This window comes from Flavobacterium sp. GP15 (assembly GCF_014281985.1).
Lineage (GTDB): Bacteria > Bacteroidota > Bacteroidia > Flavobacteriales > Flavobacteriaceae > Flavobacterium > Flavobacterium pygoscelis.
On the sequence record NZ_JACFTC010000006.1, the window covers coordinates 79,993 to 106,558 of the forward strand.

27 protein-coding genes are annotated in these 26,566 nt (G+C 32.3%); 7 read left to right on the forward strand and 20 right to left on the reverse strand.

Annotated elements, in window-relative coordinates:
• Positions 1-54: 54 nt before the first annotated feature.
• The 7 genes from yiaA to H2650_RS12520 form a co-directional block, all read right to left on the reverse strand.
• On the reverse strand, positions 55-450 hold the full coding sequence (yiaA, locus tag H2650_RS12495; RefSeq protein ID WP_188051151.1) for an inner membrane protein YiaA: 396 nt from the start codon (positions 448-450) through the stop codon (positions 55-57).
• Positions 451-1,324: 874 nt separating this feature from the next.
• Positions 1,325-1,933: a YkgJ family cysteine cluster protein gene (locus H2650_RS12500; protein ID WP_188051152.1), complete on the reverse strand. Its 609-nt coding sequence runs from the start codon at positions 1,931-1,933 to the stop codon at positions 1,325-1,327.
• Positions 1,934-2,030: 97 nt separating this feature from the next.
• Positions 2,031-5,171: a DEAD/DEAH box helicase gene (locus tag H2650_RS12505; protein ID WP_188051153.1), complete on the reverse strand. Its 3,141-nt coding sequence runs from the start codon at positions 5,169-5,171 to the stop codon at positions 2,031-2,033.
• A complete protein-coding gene (locus tag H2650_RS12510) occupies positions 5,168-5,569 on the reverse strand; it encodes a (deoxy)nucleoside triphosphate pyrophosphohydrolase (protein WP_188051154.1) in 402 nt (133 codons plus the stop codon). The genes H2650_RS12505 and H2650_RS12510 overlap by 4 nt, the downstream gene beginning before the upstream one ends.
• Positions 5,570-5,659: 90 nt before the next feature.
• A complete protein-coding gene (locus H2650_RS15935; protein WP_255462901.1) occupies positions 5,660-5,782 on the reverse strand; it encodes a hypothetical protein in 123 nt (40 codons plus the stop codon).
• A 129-nt stretch (positions 5,783-5,911) separates the two neighbouring features.
• A complete protein-coding gene (locus tag H2650_RS12515; protein ID WP_188051155.1) occupies positions 5,912-6,781 on the reverse strand; it encodes a DUF808 domain-containing protein in 870 nt (289 codons plus the stop codon).
• A gap of 3 nt (positions 6,782-6,784) precedes the next feature.
• A complete protein-coding gene (locus H2650_RS12520; protein WP_188051156.1) occupies positions 6,785-7,678 on the reverse strand; it encodes a dienelactone hydrolase family protein in 894 nt (297 codons plus the stop codon).
• 302 nt (positions 7,679-7,980) lie between these two features.
• On the opposite strand from H2650_RS12520, the gene H2650_RS12525 reads away from it, so the two are divergent.
• From H2650_RS12525 to H2650_RS12550, 6 genes are all read left to right on the forward strand, one after another.
• Positions 7,981-8,883: a MerR family transcriptional regulator gene (locus tag H2650_RS12525; protein WP_188051157.1), complete on the forward strand. Its 903-nt coding sequence runs from the start codon at positions 7,981-7,983 to the stop codon at positions 8,881-8,883.
• 40 nt (positions 8,884-8,923) lie between these two features.
• The gene (locus H2650_RS12530; RefSeq protein ID WP_188051158.1) at positions 8,924-10,393 is read left to right on the forward strand and encodes an NAD(P)/FAD-dependent oxidoreductase; all 1,470 of its coding nucleotides are present in this window, start codon (positions 8,924-8,926) and stop codon (positions 10,391-10,393) included.
• A 1-nt stretch (position 10,394) separates the two neighbouring features.
• Complete coding sequence (locus H2650_RS12535) at positions 10,395-11,237, forward strand: phytoene/squalene synthase family protein (protein ID WP_188051159.1); 843 nt, start codon at positions 10,395-10,397, stop codon at positions 11,235-11,237.
• A gap of 45 nt (positions 11,238-11,282) precedes the next feature.
• A complete protein-coding gene (locus H2650_RS12540) occupies positions 11,283-11,723 on the forward strand; it encodes a sterol desaturase family protein (RefSeq protein ID WP_188051160.1) in 441 nt (146 codons plus the stop codon).
• A 279-nt stretch (positions 11,724-12,002) separates the two neighbouring features.
• Positions 12,003-12,464 (forward strand): SRPBCC family protein, encoded by a 462-nt coding sequence (locus H2650_RS12545; RefSeq protein WP_188051161.1) that lies wholly within the window; start codon positions 12,003-12,005, stop codon positions 12,462-12,464.
• Positions 12,464-13,759, forward strand: a complete 1,296-nt coding sequence (locus H2650_RS12550) for a deoxyribodipyrimidine photo-lyase (protein ID WP_188051162.1) — start codon at positions 12,464-12,466, stop codon at positions 13,757-13,759. The genes H2650_RS12545 and H2650_RS12550 overlap by 1 nt, the downstream gene beginning before the upstream one ends.
• Before the next feature lie 445 nt (positions 13,760-14,204).
• On the opposite strand, the gene H2650_RS12555 is transcribed toward H2650_RS12550, so the two are convergent.
• The 9 genes from H2650_RS12555 to H2650_RS12595 all read right to left on the reverse strand — a co-directional run bounded on the left by H2650_RS12555 (position 14,205) and on the right by H2650_RS12595 (position 22,329).
• The gene (locus tag H2650_RS12555) at positions 14,205-15,623 is read right to left on the reverse strand and encodes an SDR family oxidoreductase (protein WP_188051163.1); all 1,419 of its coding nucleotides are present in this window, start codon (positions 15,621-15,623) and stop codon (positions 14,205-14,207) included.
• Positions 15,624-15,742: 119 nt separating this feature from the next.
• Positions 15,743-16,354 (reverse strand): GTP cyclohydrolase I FolE, encoded by a 612-nt coding sequence (gene folE, locus H2650_RS12560; protein ID WP_236023911.1) that lies wholly within the window; start codon positions 16,352-16,354, stop codon positions 15,743-15,745.
• Between the two features lie 31 nt (positions 16,355-16,385).
• Complete coding sequence (locus H2650_RS12565) at positions 16,386-17,069, reverse strand: SDR family NAD(P)-dependent oxidoreductase (protein ID WP_188051164.1); 684 nt, start codon at positions 17,067-17,069, stop codon at positions 16,386-16,388.
• Between the two features lie 57 nt (positions 17,070-17,126).
• The gene (locus H2650_RS12570; protein WP_188051165.1) at positions 17,127-17,411 is read right to left on the reverse strand and encodes a TIGR03643 family protein; all 285 of its coding nucleotides are present in this window, start codon (positions 17,409-17,411) and stop codon (positions 17,127-17,129) included.
• 46 nt (positions 17,412-17,457) lie between these two features.
• Positions 17,458-18,942 carry a cryptochrome/deoxyribodipyrimidine photo-lyase family protein gene (locus H2650_RS12575; RefSeq protein ID WP_188051166.1) on the reverse strand — a complete coding sequence of 495 codons (1,485 nt, stop codon included), beginning with the start codon at positions 18,940-18,942 and terminating at the stop codon, positions 17,458-17,460.
• A 6-nt stretch (positions 18,943-18,948) separates the two neighbouring features.
• Positions 18,949-20,253 (reverse strand): DASH family cryptochrome, encoded by a 1,305-nt coding sequence (locus H2650_RS12580; RefSeq protein ID WP_188051167.1) that lies wholly within the window; start codon positions 20,251-20,253, stop codon positions 18,949-18,951.
• Positions 20,229-20,363, reverse strand: coding sequence for a DUF2256 domain-containing protein (locus H2650_RS12585; protein ID WP_188051168.1), 135 nt, complete (start codon positions 20,361-20,363; stop codon positions 20,229-20,231). Before H2650_RS12585 ends, H2650_RS12580 begins: the two co-directional genes overlap by 25 nt.
• Positions 20,363-21,670: an AarF/ABC1/UbiB kinase family protein gene (locus tag H2650_RS12590; protein ID WP_188051169.1), complete on the reverse strand. Its 1,308-nt coding sequence runs from the start codon at positions 21,668-21,670 to the stop codon at positions 20,363-20,365. The genes H2650_RS12585 and H2650_RS12590 overlap by 1 nt, the downstream gene beginning before the upstream one ends.
• Entirely contained in the window at positions 21,670-22,329 is a 660-nt protein-coding gene (locus H2650_RS12595; RefSeq protein WP_188051170.1) for a TetR family transcriptional regulator C-terminal domain-containing protein, read from the reverse strand. Before H2650_RS12595 ends, H2650_RS12590 begins: the two co-directional genes overlap by 1 nt.
• Positions 22,330-22,536: 207 nt before the next feature.
• Between H2650_RS12595 and H2650_RS12600 the strand changes: the two genes are divergently transcribed.
• On the forward strand, positions 22,537-23,445 hold the full coding sequence (locus H2650_RS12600) for a TIGR01777 family oxidoreductase (RefSeq protein ID WP_188051171.1): 909 nt from the start codon (positions 22,537-22,539) through the stop codon (positions 23,443-23,445).
• Positions 23,446-23,453: 8 nt separating this feature from the next.
• On the opposite strand, the gene H2650_RS12605 is transcribed toward H2650_RS12600, so the two are convergent.
• The 4 genes from H2650_RS12605 to rmuC all read right to left on the reverse strand — a co-directional run bounded on the left by H2650_RS12605 (position 23,454) and on the right by rmuC (position 26,370).
• Complete coding sequence (locus tag H2650_RS12605) at positions 23,454-23,993, reverse strand: YceI family protein (protein ID WP_188051172.1); 540 nt, start codon at positions 23,991-23,993, stop codon at positions 23,454-23,456.
• A 78-nt stretch (positions 23,994-24,071) separates the two neighbouring features.
• Positions 24,072-24,626 (reverse strand): acyl-CoA thioesterase, encoded by a 555-nt coding sequence (locus tag H2650_RS12610; protein ID WP_188051173.1) that lies wholly within the window; start codon positions 24,624-24,626, stop codon positions 24,072-24,074.
• Positions 24,627-24,992 (reverse strand): 6-phosphogluconate dehydrogenase, encoded by a 366-nt coding sequence (locus tag H2650_RS12615; protein ID WP_188051174.1) that lies wholly within the window; start codon positions 24,990-24,992, stop codon positions 24,627-24,629. It lies immediately after the preceding gene.
• Positions 24,993-24,999: 7 nt separating this feature from the next.
• On the reverse strand, positions 25,000-26,370 hold the full coding sequence (gene rmuC / locus H2650_RS12620) for a DNA recombination protein RmuC (RefSeq protein WP_188051175.1): 1,371 nt from the start codon (positions 26,368-26,370) through the stop codon (positions 25,000-25,002).
• Positions 26,371-26,566: the final 196 nt, after the last annotated feature.

A 26,566-nucleotide genomic window follows, 5' to 3' on the forward strand; every position in this document is an offset into this window, starting at 1 on the left:
TTTTCTAAATCAGTTTTATCTGCGCTGGTATTCTTATTAGGAAGAAGCTATTTATTATTTATGTTCTGTAATTGTCATATTATCTCTTGTGTTTTTTTGAACTGCAATCGCTCCAAAAATCGCCAATAAAAATGCAAAACCATAAAATCCTTTTTCACTTGGTAATAAAGTTGCGTTCCAAAGTCCAACGATTAATAACACGATAGATAAAATTGTTCCAAACCAACAAATACCATAATAAATATCGGTTACAGGAAAGCCTTCAATTCTATCTCTAACACTTTTTTGAAGTGATATTACTGAAAAAAGACCAAACATTAGAACTGTAAAATAGTAGCCTATTTCATTTAGTAACATTTCTGAACGCCATAGTCCAACTAAGTAACCGATCATTCCCGCCCCTAAGGCCACCCAAGAAGCTGCTACGAAAGCATTTGAAGTTTTTTGCATTGTTTTTATTTATTTAATATGTGAATTATTATCTGTTGCTACAATTATTGCAACGCTTAGTTTTTAGTAAATGAGGTTTTTTATCTGTTTCTTTTAAATCTTTTGTTACCTGCTGCATTACATAATTGAATGCAAAAAGATTACTTTGAACTTATAAAAGCAAAAAAGTAAAACCACTTAAAATTTTTCTAAGGCTTATTTTTTGGTTAAATATAGTCGATTTATCGTACAAAAATAAATTTTTAAATAATTTCTTAAAACTCATTGATTTGAATTTATTTATCCAAAAAGTTATAGGCCTAACTTACTTTTAATTCAGAAATTTCATGAGTTATATCATCCTATTTACGCATGTTTTAAAATGTTAACAAAGTACTAGGACCAGAAATGAAATCAACAGGAGAAAGCATCTTTTTTATTGATGACTTAAAAGACGATCAATTCTACGAATTATACTCTAGAAGAAAAATGTATTTGAGTAAATAATACTTGAATTATATATATCGAAAAAGCCCCGTTTGGGGCTTCTTTTGTTGGTTGAAACTATATGATTTTGTTTTATGGCGTATTCAACAGTAGTTTTTAATGAAATAATTATTTAGAACTAATAGCAGTTTTTCAGTTATTTCAGCCAAATAATAGAATTCAATTTATAGGTAAACATTACCCTTAGTTTGTCACGCTGGAAGCGTCTCAACAAACATGAGCAACTTTGCCGCTAAAGCTCTAGCGAAGAAAATTGTACAATGAATTGTTAGTTAGAGTTTTTGCATTATGGTTTTTTACGTCTAATTGCAATACTCTTTTACATTTTTAACCATTAAGTGATTTAAGTAAAATTAAGACTTAAACAAACTTAACTTTGTTATTGCTTTTAAGCACTATTTCCTAGACCGTTCGGTAATGGTCTGTAAGCGTAATAATGCAAGACTTCTTCTATGGCTGTTGCCAAAGCTTGGTTTATAGGAAGTAGTGTAGTAGCGAGTCTATTGTCTATTTGTGACAGTTGCATATAATAATCGGTAAAAACAGGAACGTAAAGTCCTTTGCTGATCGCTACTTCGGCGGTGTTGTAGTTTTCTTGTTGGCCTTCTTTAATTATCTTACAAGTGGCTAAACGGAGCTGTCCATATTTATCTCTACTGGCTGCATATCCAAAAAGTCTACAAATTAATCCCCGATAACGATAGTCGCTACAACTTCCCATACTTCTATCAATAAAAGAATGCGGACGATATAAATGACAGTTGGAGTCTGATTTTTGTTGGAGTTGGAGCAACATATCTTCGGCTTCTCCATTTAAAAATAAATGAAATGCCCAAGGCAAAAACTCTAATGGCGAGGCATCTATTTCTGGAGTAGAACAACACTTACCGCATCCAGCAATACAATGCAAATGCGTTTCTGACTGGAATACAGCAATTTCTTTTTCAAGACGGTCGAACAACTCTTCAACCAATCGAACCTTGTGCTCTATAGCCATTATTTTTTTTGAAAGGTAGTTTATTCTAATTCCTTACAGAGAAAATGAGTTTTTTTGTGATAATTTTATTTTTTGTGGAGAAGATTGGATTTTAAAATTATCCTACAGACATTTTAGCAGATTCCTTCCATAGATAATTTGGAATGGGTTCATTTAATTCCCATTTTATGTTCATTGGTTTTGAACCTTCTGATTCTATAAATTTTGCTTCGCCGATAAAAACGTAACCCATTGTATTGTTAAATTGATTTTTCGACTGTTCCCTAATGAATAATAAAATTATTTTTCCAAGTTTTTGATGATTGATGTAAGTTAATCCTTTACCTAAATCATCTCTCGTTTGATTTTGTGATTGCCAATGAAATAAAATTTCACTAATGGCATAGTAATCATACATCGTTGTTGGAGAGTAATCTTCTTCGGATTTTAATAAATCAACGAAAAGTAATTCTGAATTAATGTTTTCAATGAAAGCAACACCTTCTCTATTAGATGATTTTTTTTCGAAACTACTATCTCCAAATGCGGCTAAAATTTGATCTCTGGTATATCGAGCATGTACTTTTAATGGTTGTTGATAAGGAAGTACGATGTCAATTTCTTTAAAATTAACTTTATCTGTCAAAATCTCTAAAACTTCAATTAATTCTTTAACTAAAACTTTATTTTTACCTATTTGATTGATACTTTCTTCCAAAGATTTAAAGCCAGCAGCACTTTGCCAAACGTCATAATGAAGCATTAGCAACATTTTCAATTCGTTTTCGGAATAATTCTTTAGTTCGATTTTAAAATCTTTCTTTGCTATCTTTAGAATGAAATTGAAATAGCTTGTTGAGTTCGTCGAAAGCCATTTTTTATTGATAGCAGAATAAATTTGTTTTTCATTAAGATTATCAAAATCTTCAATAATTCCCGCTTTTTGGCAAAGTCTTGACCAATTATCTTTTTTATAAATTGCTTCTAATGGAATATGGTTTAAATCTATGAAGTTTTGAAGCGTCAATGGTAACGTTGTTTGAAACTGAAAATTTCTAATTTTTGTAATCAGCTGATTAACATTGAAGGAAGTAGCTTTTCTGATATTCTCTAAAATTGTCTCTTTTGTTCTTTTCTCCAAAACAATAGAACATCCTAAAGGTAAATGAGGAAAGTCAGCTTCAATCTCTTTTTGAACTGAAGTGGTTGTTTTTCCAATTAAAGCTCTAAACTTACTTTCAAAATCATATTCAGGTCTTGAGTTTCCAACAAAATCTAGAACTGTCAAACAATCTTTTCCTTCAGACAATCTTAAACCACGTCCCAATTGCTGAAGAAAAACCGTTAAACTTTCTGTAGGACGAAGAAATAAAACGGTATCAATTTCAGGAATATCGACACCTTCATTAAAAATATCTACAACGAACAAGTAATTAAATTCTTTGTTCTTAAATTGATTTCGAATCAACTCTCGTTCACTTGAGTTTTTACTTGTTAGAAAAGCAGCTTTAATTCCAGCAAGATTAAACTTTTCCGCCATGAAGGTAGCATGCTCAATAGTGACACAAAAACCGATTGCTCTAACATCATGTATGTCATTGGTGTATTTTTGAAGCTGATTAATTATTTCGCCTACACGAACATCGTTCTTGGTATAAATACTTGTCAACTCACTCGCAACATATCTTCCTTTTTCCCATTTTACATTGCTTAAATCGATACTATCTGTTATTCCAAAATATTGAAAAGGAGAAAGTAATTTTTTATTTAAGGCCTCTGGAAGTCTTATTTCTGCAGCAATTCTATTACAAAAATCTTCAAGAATGTTTTCATCATCCATTCTCTCCGGAGTTGCAGTTAATCCTAATAAAACCTTCGGTTTAAAATAATTCAGAATTGGTCTGTATGATGAAGCTGATATGTGGTGAACTTCATCAATGATTATAAAATCATAATATTCAGGAGATAAATTTGATTCCTTTAATCGATTGTTTAAACTTTGAACCGAAGCAAAAACATATTCATTATTTGTCGGTACTAAACCGTCAACCATTAATTCTCCGAAGTTGTTATCTTTTAAAACACCTTGAAAAGTAGCTTTCGCTTGTTGTAATATTTCTTTTCGATGTGCTACAAAAAGAATTTTAGATGACTTATTCTTATCTCTGAAATTCTTATAATCAAACGCTGAAATAACAGTCTTACCAGTACCAGTTGCGGCCACTAATAAATTTCTGTATCGATTATGAATTGTTCGTTCAACTTCTAATTTTTCTAAAATTTCTTTTTGATAAGGATATGGTTTTATATCAAAGAATGTTATTGGTGCAGCATATTCTTTCGAGAACCTCCCTTCTTTTAGAGCGACTACTAATTTTTGAGAATGATTCTCAGTATTAAATAATTCAAAATCTGAATCTTGCCAATAAGCTTCAAAGGTTTTGCGAAATTTATCGATGATATGTGCTACTTCCTTGGTTGTGATTTTTAAATTCCATTCCAAACCATCTGTTAAGGCAGAACGTGAGAAATTAGAAGAACCAATGTACCCAGTATGAAAACCTGTGTTCCGTTCAAATAAATAGGCTTTGGCATGTAATCTTTCATTTTTTGTATTGTAGGACACTTTCACTTCTGTGTTCTCCAGAGATGCAAGGAACTCTACTGCTTTCGAATCTGTTGCTCCAACGTAGGTCGTCGTAATTACTCTTAATTTTCCACCTCGATTTGTAAATTCTCTTAATTCTTTTTCTAAAATTCGAATTCCTTGCCACTTGATAAATGAAACTAATAGATCAACTCTATCCGAAGAAAGAATTTCTTTTCTTAATTCACTTTCAAGGGTTGTTCCAGAATTTCCACCCGTAAAAAGTTCACTGTGAATTAATCTTGTGTAAGGTGTTATTTCTTTTAGATGTAAATCTAAATCAGTAAAATGAGCGTCAACTTTTGTAAAAACTGCTTTTAGTATTTTACCTTCAGTTTCAATTAAATCGTCTTTGAATTCTTCTTTTTTTAATTCATCCTTTAAAAATAAAATTATTTTATTGGCAATTTCAATTTGATGTTCTAATATATTATCTCCTTTTATCAAAGTAAACGCATGATTAATCGTTTTTCCAATGTGATCAGATAATAAATGAGCTGCTTCAGATTTATCAATTGCAGTGGTTTTGAATTGAAAAGTTTCTTGGTCTAACTCATTTAACTTAAACGTTATCAGTTTAGTTACTAACTCTTCGTATAATCCTTGATTCATAACACTATTTTTAATAATTCTTCAACAATTGGTTTGTCTGCTTCCGCCCAATCTAAATTACTTAATTCAGATATATCTAATAGTCTATATTCTTTGTGTTCTGCCAATATAATATCGCCTGAAATAAAATTTGCTATAAATGGAATCAATTTAATTTGGATTGTACCATAATCAAAAATACTATCGGAAAGTTTCTTAACTACGTCAATTTTAATATTGATTTCTTCTAAAATTTCTCTTTTTATACAATTGATTTCACTTTCATTTGGTTCTAATTTACCACCTGGAAATTCCCATTTTAAAGGAAGATTCATTGTTTCACTTCTTTGAGTTACTAGGATTTTATCTTTAAAATAAATTATTGCACAAGCTACATCTATACATTTTTTTTGAGGCATAATTAACTGTTTTTTTGTCCAATAAATGAATATCTTGAATTGTTTCGTGTTTTTATTACAATACTACAGAATCCTTTTGAAAGAAAATACTTAAATCAATAAAAGAATTACATGCAAAATAATTCCTTGAATGTTATAGATTGCATTTGCAACAAATTCCATCTTAATTCCTTTTTTTGGTGCATCAACATTATGCTGAATAATCTTTTTCACCACAATTTTGCGTTAGGGATTAAAGTGAAAATCCTTTTGTTTTTGAGAAAAAACAAAAGATTGTAGCGGAAAGCCCGACCTTTAGGGAACGCCAAAAGAATTTAATCGCAATGTTCTGAGGTCTAACGATTACTTCTTTTTAATCTTCCTCCAAATCATTGTAAATCCTTTTACGACTATAAAAGCGAGTATTCCGCCGATTAATCCGGCTAGAAATTCACCAATTATCGAAGGTAAGTTTTGTAGTAAATGATGTAGTGGTTCTATCTTGTGCATGAATATTCCTCCGGCTACTAGAATCAGCGCGATGGTTCCTATAAATGCCAATCCTTTGATAACCATAGGGAGTAAGCCAATTAACATTTTCCCGATTTTTTTTCCGATTTTAGATTTTTTAGTAAGGAGTAGCATTCCGAAATCGTCCATGCGGACAATGGCTGCAACAATTCCGTAAACGCCAATCGTGGCTACTAATGCAACAAATGAAACTACAATAATTTGGGTAGTGATTGGTTTTCCGACCACGCTGCCTAAAGCAATGATTACAATTTCTATAGAGAGTATAAAGTCGGTTACTATGGCGGCTTTTACTTTTTGTTTTTCTAATACTAAGAGTTCTTCTGGCGTGAGATCAAAATCTTCAGTTGTAGTTTCTTCTTTTGGATGAGGTACAATGTATTCGTATATTTTTTCGGCACCTTCGTAAGCTAAATAGACAGCACCTAATATAAGAACTACCGTAATTAACCAAGGTACAAAATAGCTTAGTAAAAAAGCGAGTGGCAGTATAATTAATTTGTTTAAAAGTGAGCCTTTGGTGATGGCCCATAAAACGGGAATTTCTCGGGAGGAAACAAAACCAGATGCTTTTTCGGCATTTACGGCTAAATCATCGCCTAATATTCCTGCCGTTTTTTTGGTGGCTATTTTACTCATCATTGCAACATCATCCATAATTGCTCCGATATCGTCTAGTAATGCAAAAAATCCTGTAGCCATAATTTATTTCTTATTTAGTTTTTCGTTAAAAAATTGTAATGTTCTTGTCCAAGAGAGTGTTGCGGCTGCTTCATCATATCGAGGTGTGGTGTTATTGTGAAAACCGTGATTGACTTCGGGATAAATATAGGCTGTGTTTTCGACTTGGTTTTTATTGAGAATGGCTTGAAAAGCGGGCAAACCTTCATTTACGCGAGTGTCTAAACCGGCGTAGTGTAGTAGGAGAGGTGTTTTGATATTTTCGGCTTCTTCTGCAGTGGGTTGTCCTCCATAATACGGAACAGCAGCCCCTAATTCTGGGATTTTGACTGCCATCATATTCGCTACCCAACCACCAAAACAAAATCCAACAACGCCAACTTGTCCGTTGCAGTTTTTATGGGATTTTAAATAGTGATAGGCCGCAATAAAATCTTCGAGCATTTCCTCACGAGTACGTTTTTTTTGTAATTCCCTTCCGTCATCATCATTTCCGGGATAACCACCCAAAGGCGATAGTGCATCAGGTGCGAGAGTGATGAATCCTTCAAGAGCTGCTCTACGACCTACATCTTCAATATATGGATTAAGTCCACGGTTTTCATGCACGACTATAATTCCTGGTAATTTATTTTTTGTTTTTGATGATTGTGATAAAAGCCCTTTGATTGAACCACCGCCTTGTGGAGAATCATAAGTTATGAAAGCTGATTTCAATCGAGGATCTTCGGGTTTTATCAAAATAGAATCCAAGTAATTAGGCGTCATAAAACTGAGTAACGAAGGAAGTGTAAGCGTTCCTACAGCAAATAGTGATAGTTTTTCGACAAACTGTCTTCTTCCAATTTTATTGTGCGCGTAATCATCGTATAAATCGAATATTTCCTGACTGATCTCTTCTTTAGTGAGCTTTTTCATGCGGTATTTTTGAGACACCTAATGTAAGAAAAAAAGTTTTTTTTGAAGCAATCTCTCTTTTAATGTTGCAATTAAATTTCATGACTTAATTTGAAATAGTTAATAGCAATTTGGTTTTGGATATTGTTTTTAGTTGAAATTAAAACTACAAATTGCAACTAATTAGAAATGAGTAATTTGTATTTTTTATTTGGTTTTGTTTAACCTTTTTCAAAAAAATAACACATTTTTATAAAGTTTGAGGTGGAATGTGTCGTTTATAAATAAAAATTATTTTACATTTGTTTAATAAATATGAAGTAATGATAAACAATAATATAAAAAACGTGTTCAGTATTAAAGATCTAGAGAATCTTTCTGGTATCAAAGCCCATACCATACGTATTTGGGAGAAAAGATATGATATTTTGCAACCCATGCGTACTGATACTAACATTCGATTATATGATTTGGCGAGTTTACAAAAACTGCTAAACATTACCTTATTGCATGATTATGGTTATAAAATTTCAAAAATAGCTACGTATCCACAAGATAAAATTCCTTCTTTGGTGCGAGAAATAATTTCTAACAAAACTGCCAAAAGCCATGCTATTAGTGAGCTGAAAATGGCAATGATGAATTTTGATCAAGAGCTTTTTTTTAATACTTATAATTGGCTGATTGCTGAAAAGTCATTCAAAGAAATTTTTCATCAAGTTTTCATTCCGCTGATGAATGAGTTGGGATTATTATGGCAATCAGATACGATTACTCCTGCTCACGAACATTTTATAAGTTATTTGATTAAACAAAAATTACTGATAAATACAGAAAAACTACAGGTTTTAAAACCGACCAAATTAAATAAAGTGTTTGTTTTATCACTTCCAATGAATGAGATACATGAGTTGGGTTTGATGTATCTGAATTATGAAATTTTATTGCACGGGTATAAAAGTATTTTCTTAGGAGAAAGTATGCCAATAGACAATTTAAAAGACATGAAAAAGCATTTTGATTCTATCGTTTATGTGTCTTATCTGACAGTACAGCCAGAAAGAGATATTTTAGATTCCTATGTTCAAAAAATGTCAGAAGAATTAGTGGATGATACTACAGAATTGTGGTACATTGGGAGAATGGTAGAGTTTATAAATCGAGAGGGACTTTCGGATACTATTTCTATTTTTAATTCAATCGGTGATTTAGTAGAACAACTTTAACTTTTTTTTTGTCTAATCTTTTTGTATATTTGCTAAACAAATGAAACAAACAATTTCTATTATAGGTTCGGGATTTTCAGCTATGGCAGCATCTTGCTATTTGGCTAAAAGCGGACATCAAGTTACCGTTTACGAAAAAAACAGTAGTATTGGCGGTAGAGCCAGACAGTTAAAAAGAGAAGGATTTACATTTGACATGGGGCCAAGTTGGTACTGGATGCCGGATGTATTCGATCGTTTTTTTGCTGATTTTGGAAAAAAAACAAGCGATTACTATGAGTTAATAAAATTATCACCAGCCTACCGCGTGTATTACGGTATAGACGATTTTATTACTATTGCCGATAATTTAGAAGAAATTGTTGCCTCTTTTGAAGCGATTGAAAAGGGAAGCGGTACGCAATTGAAAAAATTTATGGCTGAGGCCAAAAGTAATTATGATATTGCTATTAAAGAATTGGTGTATCGTCCAGGTGTTTCTCCATTAGAACTGATCACGCCAGAAACGGCTATGAAAGTAGGACAGTTTTTTAGTAACATTAGTAAAGATGTTCGCAAGAAATTCAAAAATAAAAGACTGATTCAAATTCTAGAATTTCCTGTTTTATTTCTTGGAGCAAAGCCATCAGACACGCCTTCTTTTTATAGTTTTATGAACTATGCCGATTTTGGTTTAGGAACTTGGCACCCAAAAACAGGAATGTTTGATGTAGTTCGCGCTATGGAAAGTTTAGCTACAGAATTGGGCGTTCAGTTTGTTACCAATGCCAATATAGAAAAGATTATTGTAGCGGATAAAATTGCCAAAGCAATCGTAGTAAATGGTGAAACTATTTATTCTGATTTAATTTTGAGTGGTGCCGATTACCATCATACCGAAACGCTTTTGGATCAAGAACACCGTGCTTATTCAGAAAAATATTGGGACAGTCGCGTTTTTGCACCTTCGTCCTTATTATTTTACGTAGGATTCAACAAAAAAATAGAAAATATTTCGCATCATGCTTTGTTTTTTGATGTTGATTTTTACCAACATGCAAAGGATATTTATGATGAGCCACAATGGCCTGCGGAGCCCTTGTTTTATGCTAATTTTCCATCTGTTACGGATAAAACAGCTGCTCCTGAAGGAATGGAATCAGGTTTTTTTCTAGTGCCATTAGCACCCGGAATTAATGATACAGAAGCACTTAGAGAAGAATATTTTGATAAAATAATAGATCGTTTTGAGACTTTAACCAAGCAAAGTGTAAAAAATAGTATTATATTTAAGGAGTCGTTTTGCAAAAATGATTTTGTATCTGAATACAATTCTTATAAGGGAAATGCTTATGGCATGGCAAATACGCTATTACAAACTGCATTTTTAAGGCCTAAACTGAAGAGTAAAAAAGTAAAAAACTTATATTTCACTGGACAATTAACAGTTCCAGGACCAGGAGTTCCACCTGCATTAATTTCTGGAAAATTAGTGTCGGAATTAATTAATAAACAATTTTCAGAGCAATAATATGAAGCAATTATTTGATGATGTATCTTTTAAGTGTAGTAAGCTAGTTACTAAAAACTATAGCACTTCTTTTTCTTTGGCGGTTTATATGTTATCGCCAAGCATTAGAGACGCCATCTATAGCATCTATGGATTTGTTCGTTTTGCGGATGAAATCGTAGATAGTTTTCATGGTTTTGATAAGGAAGATCTTATTACTGAATTTGAAGAGGACTACTACAAAGCTTTTGATAGAGGAATCAGTTTAAATCCCATATTAAATTCTTTTCAGCAAACGGTCAAAGAATATAATATCACTGATGATTTGATACAAGCGTTTTTACGCAGCATGAAATTAGATTTGATAAAATCGGATTATCATAGTAAAGAAGAATACGATGCCTACATTTATGGATCAGCAGATGTAGTGGGTCTAATGTGTCTAAAGGTTTTTGTTTCTGGAGATAACGAGCGTTACAATCAGTTAAAAGACGAAGCCATGAGACTCGGTTCTGCTTTCCAAAAAGTGAATTTCCTACGTGACTTAAAGGATGATAATTTGGTTTTAAACCGAAATTATTTTCCTGGCGTAGATTTAAATTCATTTGATGAGAATGCTAAAACGGCTATCATCAACGAAATAAATGAGGATTTTAGAGTCGCTTATGAAGGTATTATCAAACTTCCGCTAGAAGCTAAGTTTGGTGTTTATACTGCTTTTGTTTACTACAAAAAATTGCTAAAAAAGCTAGAAAATACGCCCTATCAAGAGATAGGAAATGCAAGAATTCGGGTTTCAAATTATACAAAAGCAGGATTATTAGCCAAGTCATTCGTGTCTTATAAATTAAATTTAGTTCAATAAAAGACTTGTTATTAAAGGAATTTTTAAATTAAACAGCGCATAAAAATGATATTTTTTTTGATATTTTTCGGTACTTTTCTACTAATGGAATGTGTTACTTGGCTTACCCATAAATACGTAATGCACGGGTCTATGTGGTATTTCCACGCCGATCACCACCAACCTAAATACGCAAATGTTTTCGAACGTAATGATATTTTCTTTGTCATATTTGCCATTCCTAGCATCGTACTTTTTTATTACGGGTTAGAAGGTGGCTTAAACTACTTATTTTTCATAGGCTTGGGAATCATGTTTTATGGAATGTGCTATTTCATGATCCATGATGTATTGATTCACCAACGTTTTAAATGGTTCAAGCACACCAATAATAAATATTTAATTGGACTTAGAAAAGCCCATAAAGTACACCACAAACACCTTGGCAAAGAGCACGGAGAATGTTTCGGAATGCTTTTCGTTCCTTTCAAGTACTATAAAATCTAAACGGTTTTTGAGCTAGTCATTTTAGTATAAATTACAGTTTGTGACTTAATTTGCGCAATTTGTGGTTAAATTATATAGCGAGTTTCGATTTGCAATACTATAAAGTTTTATCAGGGCGTGACCCCGCTTTAACTCCTCGAAAAATCGGGAGTTAAAGCGGGGTCAGGCTATCCGTTCCCGCTTTTTTATACCTGGCAAAAAGCCAGTTATAAAAAGAGCTCCATTACTATCCCTCACGCAAATCGCGTATTTCATCAATATTTTTCTTAAAAATCAATCATGAAAATATACAAACAAGAAACCGTTCAGCATGTAAATGCAAGTCTTGAAGAATGTTGGTCTTTTTTTTCAAGCCCTAAAAATCTTCAAAAAATAACACCAAAAGAAATGGGTTTTCAAATCACCGATTTTGATGATAAAAACATGTATCCAGGTCAAATAATACAGTATAAAGTAACGCCACTTTTAGGGATTTCTTTATCTTGGATGACTGAAATTACGCAAGTCAAAGACCATAGTTACTTTATCGATGAACAGCGTTTTGGTCCGTATAGTTTTTGGCACCACAAACATTTTTTTGAAGCTACACCAACAGGAACTAAAATGACTGATGTGGTACATTACGGATTGCCATTGGGTTTTTTGGGTAGAATCATGAATACTTTAGTAGTACAAAACAAGTTGAAATCTATATTTGAGCACCGTCGTGTAGTCATTGACAAAATGTTTAATTCGAAATAATGAGCAAGCAACCAGTTTCTTTTTTTTGGTTCCGACGTGATTTGCGATTGGAAGATAATGTAGGATTATTTCACGCCTTACAGTCTAAATATCCGGTAATTCCGCTCTTTATTTTTGATGATGCTATTCTGGATAGTCTGCCAAATAATGATCCAAGAGTTGGATTTATACACGAAAATCTTTCTAAAATTAATGCGCAATTACTAGAACAAGGAAGTTCCATTTTAATAAAAAAAGGAAAGACTTTTGAAATTTGGGAAGCTCTTTTAAAAGAATTTGATGGCAAAGAAGTTTTCTTTAATAAAGATTATGAACCGTATGCCATTCAAAGAGATACTGCTATTTACGAACTTTTAGAAAAAAACAATACTATTGCTTATTCCTTTAAAGACCAAGTAATTTTTGAAGAAAAAGAAATCACAAAAGCAGATGGATTGCCTTATACCGTTTATACTCCTTTTAAAAATAAATGGTTAGAAAAATACAAAACTTTAGCTCCTGTTCCTGAATACGACTGTGCTGCTTCGTTTTTTAATTTTTATAAAAGTATTTTTATTTTCCCCACTTTAGAACAAATAGGTTTTCAAGAGAGTACGATAAAAGTAAAGGATCATAATCTCAAATTTATTACCAATTACCAAGATATAAGAGACTATCCCGCTTTAGATCAAACCTCTTATTTATCTCCACATTTGCGTTTTGGAACCGTAAGCATCCGAAAATTAGTGAACTGGGCTTTTCATAAAAACGATGTTTTTTTGAGTGAATTAATCTGGAGAGAGTTTTTTATGCAAATTCTTTTTAGTTTTCCAAAAGTTGTGACTCAAAACTTTAAAGCGGCTTATGACGGAATTCAGTGGCGCAACAATGAGGAAGATTTCAAACGTTGGTGCAACGGAACTACTGGATATCCTATGGTCGATGCAGGAATGCGTCAACTTAATGAAACAGGCTATATGCACAACAGAGTGCGTATGGTGGTGGCTAGCTTTTTATGCAAGCATTTATTGATTCAGTGGCAATGGGGCGAAGCGTATTTTGCTGAAAAACTATTAGATTACGAAATGTCTGCTAACGTAGGAAATTGGCAATGGGCGGCGGGAACAGGTTGCGATGCGGCTCCTTACTTTCGTGTTTTTAATCCTGAAATTCAACAAAAGAAATTTGACGAAAAAGGAATGTATGTTCGTAAATGGATCAAAGAATTCCAATTAGGATACGGAAAACCAATGGTAGAGCACGCTATGGCGAGAGATCGTGCGATTGCCACTTATAAGGCTGGAATTGTAAAGTAGTATTTTTTACTTCAATTATTTTTATCATATAAGTCATTTAAGTTTTTTTACATAATGAGTAAGTTTGTGAAGCAGGATTTAAGAAATATAAGTTTTTTTAAACACGGATTACACGGATTTAAAAGATTACCGCAGATTTTAATGTATTCTTTGGATTAAATAATTCGTAGTTCAAGAAATGATATTTCAAGAATATACTACTTCTCAATTTCAATTTATATTTTTTTCCAAATTAGAGTTAATTAAAATCATCTCTAACGCCCGAGCCTCAAAACTTTTTTAAAAACTTAATTGAACTTTCTTTTTTGGGTGGTAAAAAATGACACTTATGCTTATATGTCTTATATGTTTAATAAATTTTGGCAGATAATTTACCTTTCAATATAATTACTAAATAGGTTTAAGTTTACCACGCAAATAAACCCAATCTTATTCATTGAATTAATTACTTGATTAACTTCTCTAGCATTCCCTTAAAAATAAACCCATGGAAAGGTAACACAGAATACCAATACACTTTTCCCCAAAAACCTCTAGGTCTAAAAGTCGCTGCTTGGTATAAGGTATTGTGAATAATCTTAAATTCTAGCCAAGCTTCGCCTGGCAGTTTCATTTCTGCAAAAAGAATTAATTTGCCTTCTTCTTTATTGGCATATAACACACGCCAAAAATCTAAAGCATCACCAGAATGAATATCGTGTCGGTTTGTTCTTCCTCTTCTTGAACCAACGCCACCATATAATTTATCTATAAATCCTCTTAAATCCCACAACCAGTCGCCATAATACCAACCCGTATCTCCACCAATAGACCAAATTTGGTTAATGGTGAAATCGCGATCTATAATTTCCATTTTGCGACGGTCTATGAAACAGTCTTTTTTAGGAACTTTTAAATATTCCGACATATTACTCGTGAAACGACCGCTTACTAAGGAATCTTTCCAACTCGATGCTACTTTATCTTCATCTACTTTTATCAAAGCACGAGATAGCGCTTGTTTGTATGACATTGGAGTCACCTCCAGTAATTCATTAATTCGGGTATCGCTACAAACTACTTCTACTTTCATACTGCTAACTAATGCGGAAGCTAATCTATAGGAAGTTGAGGTCACAAAATACAGCCAATAGGAAGATAATTTGGGTGTCATTATCGGAACGGTAACAATCCAACGTTTTAGGTTTTTTGCTTCGGCAAAACCAAGCAACATTTCTTTATAAGTCAAAATATCGGGACCACCAATATCAAAACTTTGATTGTAAGTCGCTGGATTAAATAATGATTTAGATAAAAACTGAAGTACATCTGTAATTGCAATAGGTTGGCATCTTGTGTTTAGCCATTTTGGTGTAACCATGACAGGCAATTTGTTTACTAAATCCCGAATGATTTCAAACGAAGCACTTCCTGAACCAACAATGATTCCCGCTCTCAATGTAGTGGTGTCAAATACACCTGAATTTAGTATTTCCTCTACTTTTTTTCTAGAAGATAAATGTTTGGATAATGAGGTATCATTCACAATACCACTCAAGTAAATAACCTGTTTGGCGTTAGTTTCATTCAGTCGGTTTACAAAATTTAATGCAGATTGACTCTCTAACTCATCAAAATTAGAGGCAGAACCAGACATCGAATGAATCAAATAATACGCTGCATCAATACTATCTGGAATGTTGGTTAATGTTTCATGATTTAAAAAATCGACTTCGACAACACTAACTTTATCTTTAAACTCAATAGGGAAATAAAATCTATTTTTATCTCTTACACAACAGATTATATCGTGTCCTTGGGCTACCAATAGTGGTAAAAGTCGCTTTCCGATATAACCTGTTGCGCCTGTTAAGAGAATTTTCATAGTAATTTTATTTTCAATATTGTAAAGCGATTTTTCGATTCTATAAATTACAAATTATCAGTGAGAGATGCTTTGAATCTTTTAAACAAGCAAAAAAAGAGTAATGTTGTGCTACTAAATTAGCTTAATTTATTGGAAATCAAATTTATAAATTCTTTTCTCGTTTTGTTTTTTTCAAACGCACCTGTAAAAGAAGAAGTGGTAGTAACCGAATTTTGTTTCTGAATGCCACGCATTTGCATACACATATGTTGTGCTTCAATGACAACAGCTACTCCAAGAGGATCTAGTGCTTCCTGAATACAATTTTTAATCTGGTCGGTCAATCGTTCTTGTACCTGCATTCTTCTTGCAAACGCATCGACTACTCTTGGTATTTTGCTCAAGCCAACAATTTTACCATTCGGGATGTATGCAACGTGCGCTTTCCCAAAAAAGGGTAACATGTGGTGTTCACACATCGAATATACCTCAATATCTTTAACGATAATCATTTGACGGTGATCTTCTGTGAACATCGCTGATTTTAAAATTTCTAAAGGATCTAAACCATAACCATGTGTAAGATATTGCATTGCTTTGGCGACTCTTTCTGGTGTTTTTTCTAGACCTTCTCTATTTACATCTTCTCCAAGCGTACCAATTACAGTTTTATAATTGCTGGCCAATGCTTCTGTTACTTCAGTATCGTATTGCTCTATTTTTTCGTAGCTTTTCATTTCTTTAATCATGGTTTTATTTTTTATTTTTAATGTGGTTTATTTAGATTTTGAAGGTTACAATTCCGTAATCCATTTCAAATACTTGTCCTGAAATTGATTTTGCATTTTCTGATATAAGAAAGTTTGCCATATTAGCTACTTCTTCGGGTTTTAAATACCCTTTCATCGGATGGCGTTCTACCATATTTTCTTTCATGCGATCGTTTCTCAGAATTCCTGCAGCCAGAGAAGTTTCTGTGATTGTTGGTGCAATGGCATTGATACGAACCACCGAAGCTAATTCTGCTCCTAATGACTTTACCAATCCTTCTACACCCGCTTTTGCAGTAGCAATACTGGCATGAAAAGGCATTCCTAATTTGGCCGCTACGGTGCTGAATAAAACAATAGACGGATTATTTCCTTTTTTTAAAACAGGTAAATATTTCTGAATCGTCTTTACCGCTCCAATGACATTAATTTCAAAGTCCGTTCTAAAATCATCAATACTTAGACTTCCTATTGGTTTTAAATTAATAGAACCAGGACAATAAATCAAAGTGTCTATGTTTTCAATCTCCGGAAGTGTGTCTTTCAAAACATCTAAAGAGAAGTGTTTTAAATTAGGATGTGTTATTTCTGGCGCATTTCTACTGATGTTAAACACTTTATTGCTTTCTAATTGTTGCAACAAAATGGCACTTCCAATTCCTTTGCTTCCGCCAATGATTACTATGTTTTTCATCTTTATTAAAATAGTTATTATAAATATAATTTGGTTTTATTAGTAGTTTCCAGAAGTTTAGCGCTTAGCAATCTTATTGTTATTAATTTGTCTTTGCATACTACACTTAAAACGTCCTTCTCTAAAATCTCTTAATTTTCCATGTTTTGTTTTACGTCCTTGAACGCGTTCGCGCCACATTCTAAAACTCGATGGTTTCATTTCCGTACGCATCAAATCGATTACTTCTTGCTCTTTTAAACCAAATTGTAGCAAAATAGCATCAAATGTGGTTCGGTCTTCCCAAGCCATTTCTATAACTCGGTCTTTTTCTAAATCAGTTAGTTGTTTCTTTTCTGTCACAATTTCCTTTTTTTATTTAAAATGTATTTTTATATCTCTGTAAAATCTATTCGCTATCTCCAATATCAGCCATGGTATGTAATTTTAATATGCGCAAACCTTCTTCTTTTACTAATGGATTTTTTTTCATACTCCATAAAAAATCACTTGCATATTTTCTAGTTCTTTCCATATTTACGATCGGTTTTGGATAATTTATACCTATTTCAAAATCATTAAATTTTTGATCTAAATAAGTCATTTTATAGGGTTCGTGTACAAATGCTCTAGGCAAGTTTTGTAATTCAGGAACCCATTTTTTTATAAATTCTCCTTCGGGATCGTGTTCGTAACTGTTTTTTATTGGATTGTATATACGTAACATATTAATTCCGGTTTCTCCTGCCTGCATTTGCAATTGCGGAAAATGAATTCCGGGTTCAAAATCCAAAAACATTTGTGATAAATGCGACGTAGCTTCTTGCCACGGTTGCCATAAATTATGGGTAAAAAAGGACACTAACATCGCTCGCATTCTAAAGTTCAAATAGCCCGTTTCATTTAAACAGCGCATCGAAGCATCGATCAACGGAAATCCAGTTTGCCCTTTTTGCCAAGCTTCAATGTAATTTTCGTTGGGTTTCTTTTTTAGAGAATGAAAACCTTTGTTAACACTTTCAAATTCCATGATTTCTTCCATTTCAAATTTTTGAATGAAATGGGCTTGCCAAGTCAATCTAGATACAAAGGAATCGATCTGTTTTTTATCACTACAAGTCAATCGGAAAGTAGCTGCTTTTTGTAAAACTTGTCTAGTAGATACATTTCCCCAAGCAATATAAGGAGACAATCTGCTACAACTTTTTCTGGCTAATAAAGGTTTAGATATATGATAACTATATTGATGATAGCGTTCATCAAGAAAAGTTTTTAAATATTTTCCAGCCATGGTTGAACCACCTTTTTGAAAAATAGTATCTGGAATCGTTTCCAGATCACTTTTATCTAACATTTTTTCCAATTCAGAAATTTCACTGTTGTTTACAAATTGTTCCTCTTTTGGATGAAAAACAAAAACCGGTTCGTTCATGTAATTCTCCCAACTCGTTACCCAATTAGTTCTGTTTTTTAACGCTCTAAAAATGCCATTGTTAATATTCTCTATCCAACTAATTTGGTTGTTTTTGCAAAATCTTTTGAAGGTTTTATCTCTTTCGTACGTAATTTTTAAACCTGTTTCTTGATGCGAATAAACAGTTTCAATACGATATACTTCTTCAATAATATTAAATACTTGAATAACTTCTGAGGAAACACACAAAACTCTAGTGTTGTAATTTTCCAATTGTTTGTTCATGTCAACTAACGATTGCTTGATGAAATTCCAATGTCTTTCACTATAATGTGCATCGTTTTCTAAAGACTTTTCGAATACATAAAGTAATAAAGTAGGCGTTGCTGATTTTGTTGCATTGTAGATCGCCTCGTTGTCTTGTAAACGAAGGTCTCTCTTAAACCAAACTACATTTATACTTTTCTTATTCGTGTTCATATCTCTTTAAAATAACTGTTGTTGCAACCATAATTTCCTAAACTTAGATTCTCCGTCATAATTTGAAGCTTGTAAAGCAATATTGAATTTTCGATCTCTAGGATCGTTACCCACACCAGCAACATACATCCAATTTCCATAATTGCTGTGTACGTCATAATCAATAAGCATCGATTCAAAATAAGCCGCTCCGATGCGCCAATCTAAATGTAAATTCTTAGCAAAATAAGATCCTACATTTTGCCTTCCTCTATTGCTCATCCATCCCGTTTGTTGCAGCTCGATCATATTGGCATTTACAAAAGGTTCTGCTGTTGTTCCGTTTATCCAACTTTTAATTTGATTTTGATTCGATTTCCATTCGTAATCTTTGTCTAAAATTCCTCCGATTTTAAAAATGGAACTGCCATTTTTTAACGAAATATATTTAAAATAATCCCTCCAAATCAATTCGAAAACTAACCAATAAGTCGAATCATTTTTTTGGACTTGTTGTTCATAATTAATAATTTCCCAATAAATCGTTTTTGCCGAAATACTACCATTGGCTAACCAAGGTGAAAATTTAGAGCTAAAATCTGTTCCTATTAATCCGTTGCGAGTCAATTTGTAAACGCCGAGTTTATTCGTTTCCCAAAAATAATGTTCTATCCTTTTTAAGGCTTCATTTTCGCCACCCTTAAAAGGGAAAGCCGTTCTAGAATCAATATCAAAAACAGTAAATCCTAAATCTTTAAGAGTCGGAATCTGAGTTTTATTTTCTTCTAAATTTTCTTTTGGCATGGCTTGAACTACAAATTCTGTTCTAACCTTACTGTATTTTTCACACTTCGTTCGGAATTGTGTAAAAACGTTTGGAATAAACTCGATCTCAAAAGGAACATCTTCTGGATGGTATAAAAACTGGTTGAAAGTTGCTTTAAATTCTATTGTTATAGGAACTTTTAACTTTAAGTTTTCCAAAACTGCTGTTTCTTCAGTTGTCCATTCTTGTTGAAAATAAATAGTTTGAATTTCATTTTCAATAACTATTTTCGCAATACAATCTTCCGGCATTTGATGATAAACCAAAAGTGGAATATTTAGTTTTTCTAGATTTTGTTTTAATTCGGTTACTGTTTCAATTAAAAATTGAGCTCTGTATTTTTCTGTTTTTTTAAATCCGAATTTCGTGGTTTCAAAATGGCGAGGATCAAAATAATAGATACCAATTACATTTTCATTTTCCGCTATTGCCTTGGTCAATGATTCATTATCATTGACTCTCAAATCATTTCTAAACCAAACTAACCCTTTTTGTTTCTTTTGCATTTTTCACTACAATATTTGACTTCGTCCCAAACTTTTTCCCACTTTTTCCGCCAAGTAAATGGTCGGTTGCAAACCAAACACATTTTAGAGGGCAGATTTTCCTTTTTCACTATCTGTATTTTTCAAACTCATTTACCACAATCTTGGCTTTCAAGTCAAAAAGCAAATTGTATAATCCAAAGAAAGTTCGGTTCATGTAAATAAAATGTTTCGAACCTCTATTACCATTCATTTTTCTCAAATTGGTATCTTTAGAAAAACGTTCTCCTAATTGAGCAATACTTTCAAAAAAACTTTCGTCTGAAAAATCAAAATTTTCTTCTTGAAAAGGCTTCGTAAACAAAGACAATAAATCGTAGAACATTTCGGTGAAATAAGCAATTTCTTCTTTAGAATCATCGGTTCTCAAAATCTCCAATTCAAATAATTTTGTATTGAATAATTCTGCATTATTGATTACTTTTTTGTCGATTAATTCAAAATAAGGAATGTAAAAATCGGTTGGAATTGTTTTCATACAACCAAAATCCAATGCAACTAATTCGTTGTTATCATTTACTAAGAAATTTCCAGGATGCGGATCGGCATGTACTTTTTTCAAAATATGAATTTGGTACATATAAAAATCCCATAAGGCTTGTCCCAATTTGTCAGACACTTCTTGATTGGTGTTTTTCTTGGTGAATTCAGAAAGGTGAAGGCCTGTCATCCAATCCATGGTAATGATTTTCTCTGATGAAAATTCAGGATAGTATTCTGGAAAAACGAGGTTTTTTATTTTTTTGCAAGCAGCAACCACCTCTTGACTTTGCTCTAATTCCAGTAAATAATTGGTTTCTTCAATTAATTTATCCTCAACTTCTTTGAAATACTTATCAGAATCCTTTCCTTGCAAATTAAACATTCTAATTGCGATAGGTTTTACCATCGCTAAATCAGACGATATGCTATTAGCCACGCCAGGATATTGAATTTTTACCGCTAATTTTTTACCATTTTTTGTTGCTACATGCACTTGACCAATACTGGCCGCATTTACCGATGTGGCATTAAATTCATCAAAAATCTCGTAAGGAGTTTTTCCGAAATTATTTTTGAAGGTTTTTAATACGAGCGGAGCAGAAAGTGGTGGTACAGAAAATTGCGAAAGCGAAAATTTTTCTACGTAAGCTTGCGGCAAGAAACTTTTGTCCATACTTAGCATCTGTGCCACTTTTAGCGCACTTCCTTTCAGGCTTTTTAAACCATCATAAATGTCCTCAGCATTGTCCTCGTTGAGTTTGTCTCTAGTCAAATCAGAATTGACCATTTTCTCACCGTAATATTTCAAGTAATTTACGCCCACTTTTGCACCAGTTTGCACCAGTTTTGTAGCTCTTTCAATTTTTGACGTTGGTATGTAGTCTATCGTTTTCATTATTTGTTGTATATTTTTTCTTTGAAAATAAATTTTCCAAAGTCGATTAAGCTATCTATAGGAGTAATATTCATTAGTTCAAAAGTCGCTTTGACTGATTTTTCAATATAGATGTCTGTTTTTTCAAAAGAAGGGGAAGCATCTTCTATCCAGAATTTTAGGGCTAATAAAAGCTGAATCCAGGAAGCTTCTTGAAATGCTTTCTCTTGAAAGTTTTGTAGTTTTTCTTGTTGTGTTCTAAAATCATCAGTAATGATTTCTGTTAAATAATTTTTAAAACTATTTCTTAATCCAGAAAGCTGCATCAGTTTTTTTAGTTGATCGCCTTGATTTTTTAGAACGAGAACGACATAACTTCTGTTAGCGGTTAATATTTCGAAGAATGTAAAGTAAAAGCTTAGCATTTTGCTTTTCATATCATAGTTTTCGTAATCTGCATTTTTAGAAAGTAACTCCACTGTTTTTTCAACAAACATTTTGAAGATTTCTTTTTCGATACTTTCTATTGTACCAAAAAAAGCGTAAAACTCTGTTTCTGTAAAATCATTCATTTTTGTAAAATGATAAACTGATTTTGGTTTTTCGCTATGCTCCAATACGTAATCCATGTACATTGAAACTATTTTGTCTTTTGTAAGTATTGTTTTTTTAGTAGCCATATTTTTTGTGTTTCAAATTAAAGTATAAAGGTAATAAATGTTTAACTATATTTTAATAAAGTTAAACAAAATTTAATATAATTTTATAGTATTAAAAATCAGACGCTATATATTGGTATAAAATGGGCATAACATCCTATTTATTTTGTTCAGAAATGAAGTGTTGTGAATTAGTAAAAGCCAATTAAAAGCAATAAATTGCTAAATATGAAAAAGAACGTTTTAATAAGTGGTGGTTCAGGATTTATAGGAACTCATTTGACAGCATTATTACTAAGTAAAGGATATACTGTTTCGATATTGAGCCGAAGTGAAAAGCAAAACAAAACAGATGTGTTTTATTATAAATGGGATGTAGCAACTCAGTTTATTGAAGAAGAGGCCGTTTTGAAAGCCGATTATATTATTCATTTAGCAGGAGAGAATATTGGTGAGAAAAGATGGACTGCGAAACGAAAAGCTGCTATCATCGATAGTAGAGAAAAATCATCTCAACTCCTATATATGGTTCTTAAAAAACACTACAAAAAGTTAGATGCTTTTATTTCTGCTTCTGCCGTTGGAATATATGGAGCCGTAAATGGAGAAGAAATTTGTACTGAAAACGATGCGCCAGCTAATGACTTTTTAGGATATGTTTGCCAAAAATGGGAAGATTCTATCGATTTTATAGAGAATTTAAATATTCGTACTGTAAAAATTAGAACGGGATTAGTGTTGGGAAAAAATGAGGGTTTCTTACAAAAACTGATTCCTCTTTTTAAATATAGATTGGGTTCTGCAATAGGTTCTGGAAAACAATATATGCCTTGGATTCATGTAGATGATTTGTGTACTATTTATTTGCAAGCCATACAGAATGCTGAAATGTCTGGTCCTTACAATGCTGCAGTTACCGATAATACAAATAATACTATTTTTTCTAAAACCTTGGCTCGTATTTTTGGTTATTCTATTTGGTTGCCGAATGTTCCAGCTATTGTATTAAAAATGGTTTTGGGTGAAATGTCAATAATTGTACTAACAGGTAGAAGAGTTTCATCAGAAAAAATACTTCAGACGGGTTTTAATTTCAAATTTAAAAATTTAGAGCAGGCCTTGAAAGATTGTTTGTAAATGAAAATTTATTTAAAAACACAAGCAATTTGCGTATTTACGGTTTTTGAAATTTTTGTACGCACGACAAATGGAATTTCTATATTAAAATCATCGGTGTTTAGAGGAAAAGATGATATAAGTTCGATACCATTTTCGGTTCTTTTTAATGTGCCTTTGATTAGGATTTTTTTAGACAAACCACGTATAGTTATTTTGCCATTTATTTGATAAGTAGTTCGATCGGTGTTTACGTTTTTTAAATCAAATTTTTCAATTTTACCTTTGAATGTTGCTCTTGGATACCTATCACTTTCAATATAATTAGTATTGAAGTGCTCTTCCATTAAATTTCTTTTAAATTTAAAATCTTTGATCGAAACCAAACACATAATTTCTCCTGTTTTAGTAATTAAAACACAAGTTGTTTTATTATTGGTTGCTTTAACTTCTTCAAATAAAGGTATTGAAGCTTCGAAATTTATGATTCCATCATAGGAAAACATTTTTTCTTGTCCTGATGTTACTGTTGCAATGAGTAATAATGCTAGTATGGTAATTTTTCTCATAACAATCTATGATTTAGATTAATTAAAGTTACGAAAAATTAACTAATAGTATGTAATTACAACTTGATTTCTAGCACGTTATTGTACTGATGATTCAATTTGAACGTTGTAGTTTTTTAAACTTTCTATAGATTCTTTTGAGTTGTAATCAAATGCTTCCTCATGAAGATTTTGTTCTTTTTTAAGTCCAATTTGTTTGATACAATTGATAAATCGTCTGATGTCATTTTTGTGAGATAAAATTAAACCAGGAACTGGTATATTTAAGCCTTGTTTATCTTTTGCAACCATCGTAAAATAGGAAGAATTACAATGTTTAATTGCTCCGGTTTGTATATTTTCTGCTTCGACTCTAATGCCAATAATCATCGAACTTTTGCCCACATAATTTACGCTCGCTCTCATGGTTACTAATTCGCCAACTTCAATGGGTTTTAAAAAGTTAACAGTATCTACTGAAGCCGTAACGCAATAATTACCTGAAAATTTAGACGCACAAGCAAAGGCAATCTGATCCAATAAAGATAAAATATAGCCACCGTGAATTTTGCCACTAAAGTTAGAATGGCTTGGTAACATCAATTGCGAAATACTAATATGCGAAGAGGCAACTGTTTTGAATAATGGATTCATTTATTTTATTTTAAAAGGAGAATTAACTTTCTTAACTGAGGTGATAAAAAACCTGGAATCTCCCCACCAAGGAAAAGTCTTGTAGAGTTCTTTATAGCTGACCTGAACATATTGACCTTCCATTTGATTCAAATCGGCAATTACTTGTTTTTCGCTATCCATTACAGAAAACGAAAAAATTTGCGCCCCAGAAATACCTTGACTAATTTCGCCTTCCCATGTTTTAAAGAGGATTCCTTTATGACTTACTCTAATTAATTCTCCAGAACGAACGCCTTCGCTATAATTAGTATTGTGTAAAAATCCAAAATAGGATGCTGTAATTAAAACCGCTATTGCGACTACTATTAATAGAAATTTTTTCATTTCGTCTTTAATTTAAAAGTTGGTTTTCATCTATTTCAGCTCTGTTTATAATACTTTCCGGAAGTGCTTTTTTAGCTTTAGCCCCCATTTTTTTTAGTTTTTCGACACTTACAATTAGGTTTCCTTTTCCTTCTACTAATTTGTTCATAGCGCCACTATATTCTGTTTTAGTTTCATCAATTTTTTTTCCTATCCGAATCAAATCATTTACAAAACCTTCAAATTTGTCGTATAAAGCTCCCGCTTGTCTTGCAATTTCCAAAGCGTTTTCTTGTTGTTTTTGGTTGGTCCACATACTATCAATCGTTCGTAAAGTAGCCAACAAAGTTGCTGGAGTAACAATGACTATGTTTTTTTCGAAGGCTTTATTGTATAAAGTAGTGTCTTCATTAAGCGCCATTGCAAACGCGGGCTCAATAGGAATAAATAAAAGTACAAAATCTGGACTTTCAATTTGGTATAAATCGTGGTAATTTTTGTTGCCTAATTGCTCTACGTGGCGTTTTATAGAAAGAACATGTTCCTTTAAATACCCTGTTTTTAGACTATCATCCTCTTCATTGATGTATTTTTCATAAGCAGTCAATGAAACTTTAGAATCGACAATCATTTTTTTACCGTCGGGCAAATTGATTACCACATCTGGGAAAACACGATTTCCATCTGCTGTTGTAAAAGCTTGTTGCACTTCGTATTCACGCCCTTTTTCTAATCCCGATTTTTCTAAAACACGTTCTAAAACTAATTCTCCCCAGTTTCCTTGCATTTTACTATCGCCTTTTAACGCTTTGGTTAAGTTGATTGTTTCTTTGCTCATTTGAATATTCATTTCGCGTAAACCAAGAATTTGTTGGCGCAAAGCAGCATGATAATCTATACTTTCTTTGTGTGTATCCTCGACTTTTTTCTCGAATAACTGAATTTTATCTTGCAATGGAGTCAAGATGTTTTTCATATTTTCCTTATTCTGCTCCGTAAATTTATTCGATTTTTCTTCTAGTATTTTATTAGCTAAATTCTCGAATTCTTTTGTGAATTTTTCCTGTAGCTTTTCGACTTCTTCTTTTTGTTCTTTATTGCGTTCCCAAAGATTCTCAAAATCAACTTCTTTTTTAGAAAGCTGAATGGCTAAACTGTCTTTTTCAGTTCTAATAGTTTCTTTTTCTAGAATACTGTTTTCCAGCTGTTTTTGAAATACTATTTTTTCATTTGTAAGTTGTTCTCTCAATTGATTGATTTGTGAATTTGCAGCAATCAATTTTTCTTCCAAACTGATTTTTTCAGATTGAAATCGAGCGGCAAATATCAATTTTCCAATGAAAATGCCTAAAAAAAGTGCAATTATAAAAAGAAGTAAAAAGGGGATTAGAGTTGACATGAAAATAAATTTGAAAAGTAAAAGTAAGGAATAAAATGAATTATAGGATTTCTATAAAATAAGATTAATAGCTTTCGCTTTAAATAAAGTTCAAATTTGGACTTCATTAGTTTTAGAGTCATTTAAATTTGACTTCATAAACCTAATTAATATTGTTTTATGTAATTATCAAAAAAAAAAGCCAATAAAAATTTTT

Bases quoted from the DNA above. Each gene is read 5' to 3' on its own strand.
- H2650_RS12550 (WP_188051162.1), top strand. From the start codon at position 12,464: ATGAGCAAGCAACCAGTTTCTTTTTTTTGGTTCCGACGTGATTTGCGA.
- H2650_RS12595 (WP_188051170.1), bottom strand. From the start codon at position 22,329: ATGGCTACTAAAAAAACAATACTTACAAAAGACAAAATAGTTTCAATG.
- H2650_RS12545 (WP_188051161.1), top strand. From the start codon at position 12,003: ATGAAAATATACAAACAAGAAACCGTTCAGCATGTAAATGCAAGTCTT.
- H2650_RS12605 (WP_188051172.1), bottom strand. From the start codon at position 23,993: ATGAGAAAAATTACCATACTAGCATTATTACTCATTGCAACAGTAACA.
- H2650_RS12500 (WP_188051152.1), bottom strand. From the start codon at position 1,933: ATGGCTATAGAGCACAAGGTTCGATTGGTTGAAGAGTTGTTCGACCGT.
- folE (WP_236023911.1), bottom strand. From the start codon at position 16,354: ATGATTAAAGAAATGAAAAGCTACGAAAAAATAGAGCAATACGATACT.
- H2650_RS12530 (WP_188051158.1), top strand. From the start codon at position 8,924: ATGAAACAAACAATTTCTATTATAGGTTCGGGATTTTCAGCTATGGCA.
- rmuC (WP_188051175.1), bottom strand. From the start codon at position 26,370: ATGTCAACTCTAATCCCCTTTTTACTTCTTTTTATAATTGCACTTTTT.
- H2650_RS12590 (WP_188051169.1), bottom strand. From the start codon at position 21,670: ATGAAAACGATAGACTACATACCAACGTCAAAAATTGAAAGAGCTACA.
- H2650_RS12615 (WP_188051174.1), bottom strand. From the start codon at position 24,992: ATGAAAAAATTTCTATTAATAGTAGTCGCAATAGCGGTTTTAATTACA.
- H2650_RS12520 (WP_188051156.1), bottom strand. From the start codon at position 7,678: ATGAAAAAGCTCACTAAAGAAGAGATCAGTCAGGAAATATTCGATTTA.
- H2650_RS12515 (WP_188051155.1), bottom strand. From the start codon at position 6,781: ATGGCTACAGGATTTTTTGCATTACTAGACGATATCGGAGCAATTATG.
- H2650_RS12510 (WP_188051154.1), bottom strand. From the start codon at position 5,569: ATGCCTCAAAAAAAATGTATAGATGTAGCTTGTGCAATAATTTATTTT.
- H2650_RS12580 (WP_188051167.1), bottom strand. From the start codon at position 20,253: ATGCAAAAGAAACAAAAAGGGTTAGTTTGGTTTAGAAATGATTTGAGA.
- H2650_RS12565 (WP_188051164.1), bottom strand. From the start codon at position 17,069: ATGAAAAACATAGTAATCATTGGCGGAAGCAAAGGAATTGGAAGTGCC.
- H2650_RS12525 (WP_188051157.1), top strand. From the start codon at position 7,981: ATGATAAACAATAATATAAAAAACGTGTTCAGTATTAAAGATCTAGAG.
- H2650_RS12555 (WP_188051163.1), bottom strand. From the start codon at position 15,623: ATGAAAATTCTCTTAACAGGCGCAACAGGTTATATCGGAAAGCGACTT.
- H2650_RS12535 (WP_188051159.1), top strand. From the start codon at position 10,395: ATGAAGCAATTATTTGATGATGTATCTTTTAAGTGTAGTAAGCTAGTT.
- H2650_RS12575 (WP_188051166.1), bottom strand. From the start codon at position 18,942: ATGAACACGAATAAGAAAAGTATAAATGTAGTTTGGTTTAAGAGAGAC.
- H2650_RS12505 (WP_188051153.1), bottom strand. From the start codon at position 5,171: ATGAATCAAGGATTATACGAAGAGTTAGTAACTAAACTGATAACGTTT.
- H2650_RS12600 (WP_188051171.1), top strand. From the start codon at position 22,537: ATGAAAAAGAACGTTTTAATAAGTGGTGGTTCAGGATTTATAGGAACT.
- H2650_RS12610 (WP_188051173.1), bottom strand. From the start codon at position 24,626: ATGAATCCATTATTCAAAACAGTTGCCTCTTCGCATATTAGTATTTCG.
- yiaA (WP_188051151.1), bottom strand. From the start codon at position 450: ATGCAAAAAACTTCAAATGCTTTCGTAGCAGCTTCTTGGGTGGCCTTA.
- H2650_RS12540 (WP_188051160.1), top strand. From the start codon at position 11,283: ATGATATTTTTTTTGATATTTTTCGGTACTTTTCTACTAATGGAATGT.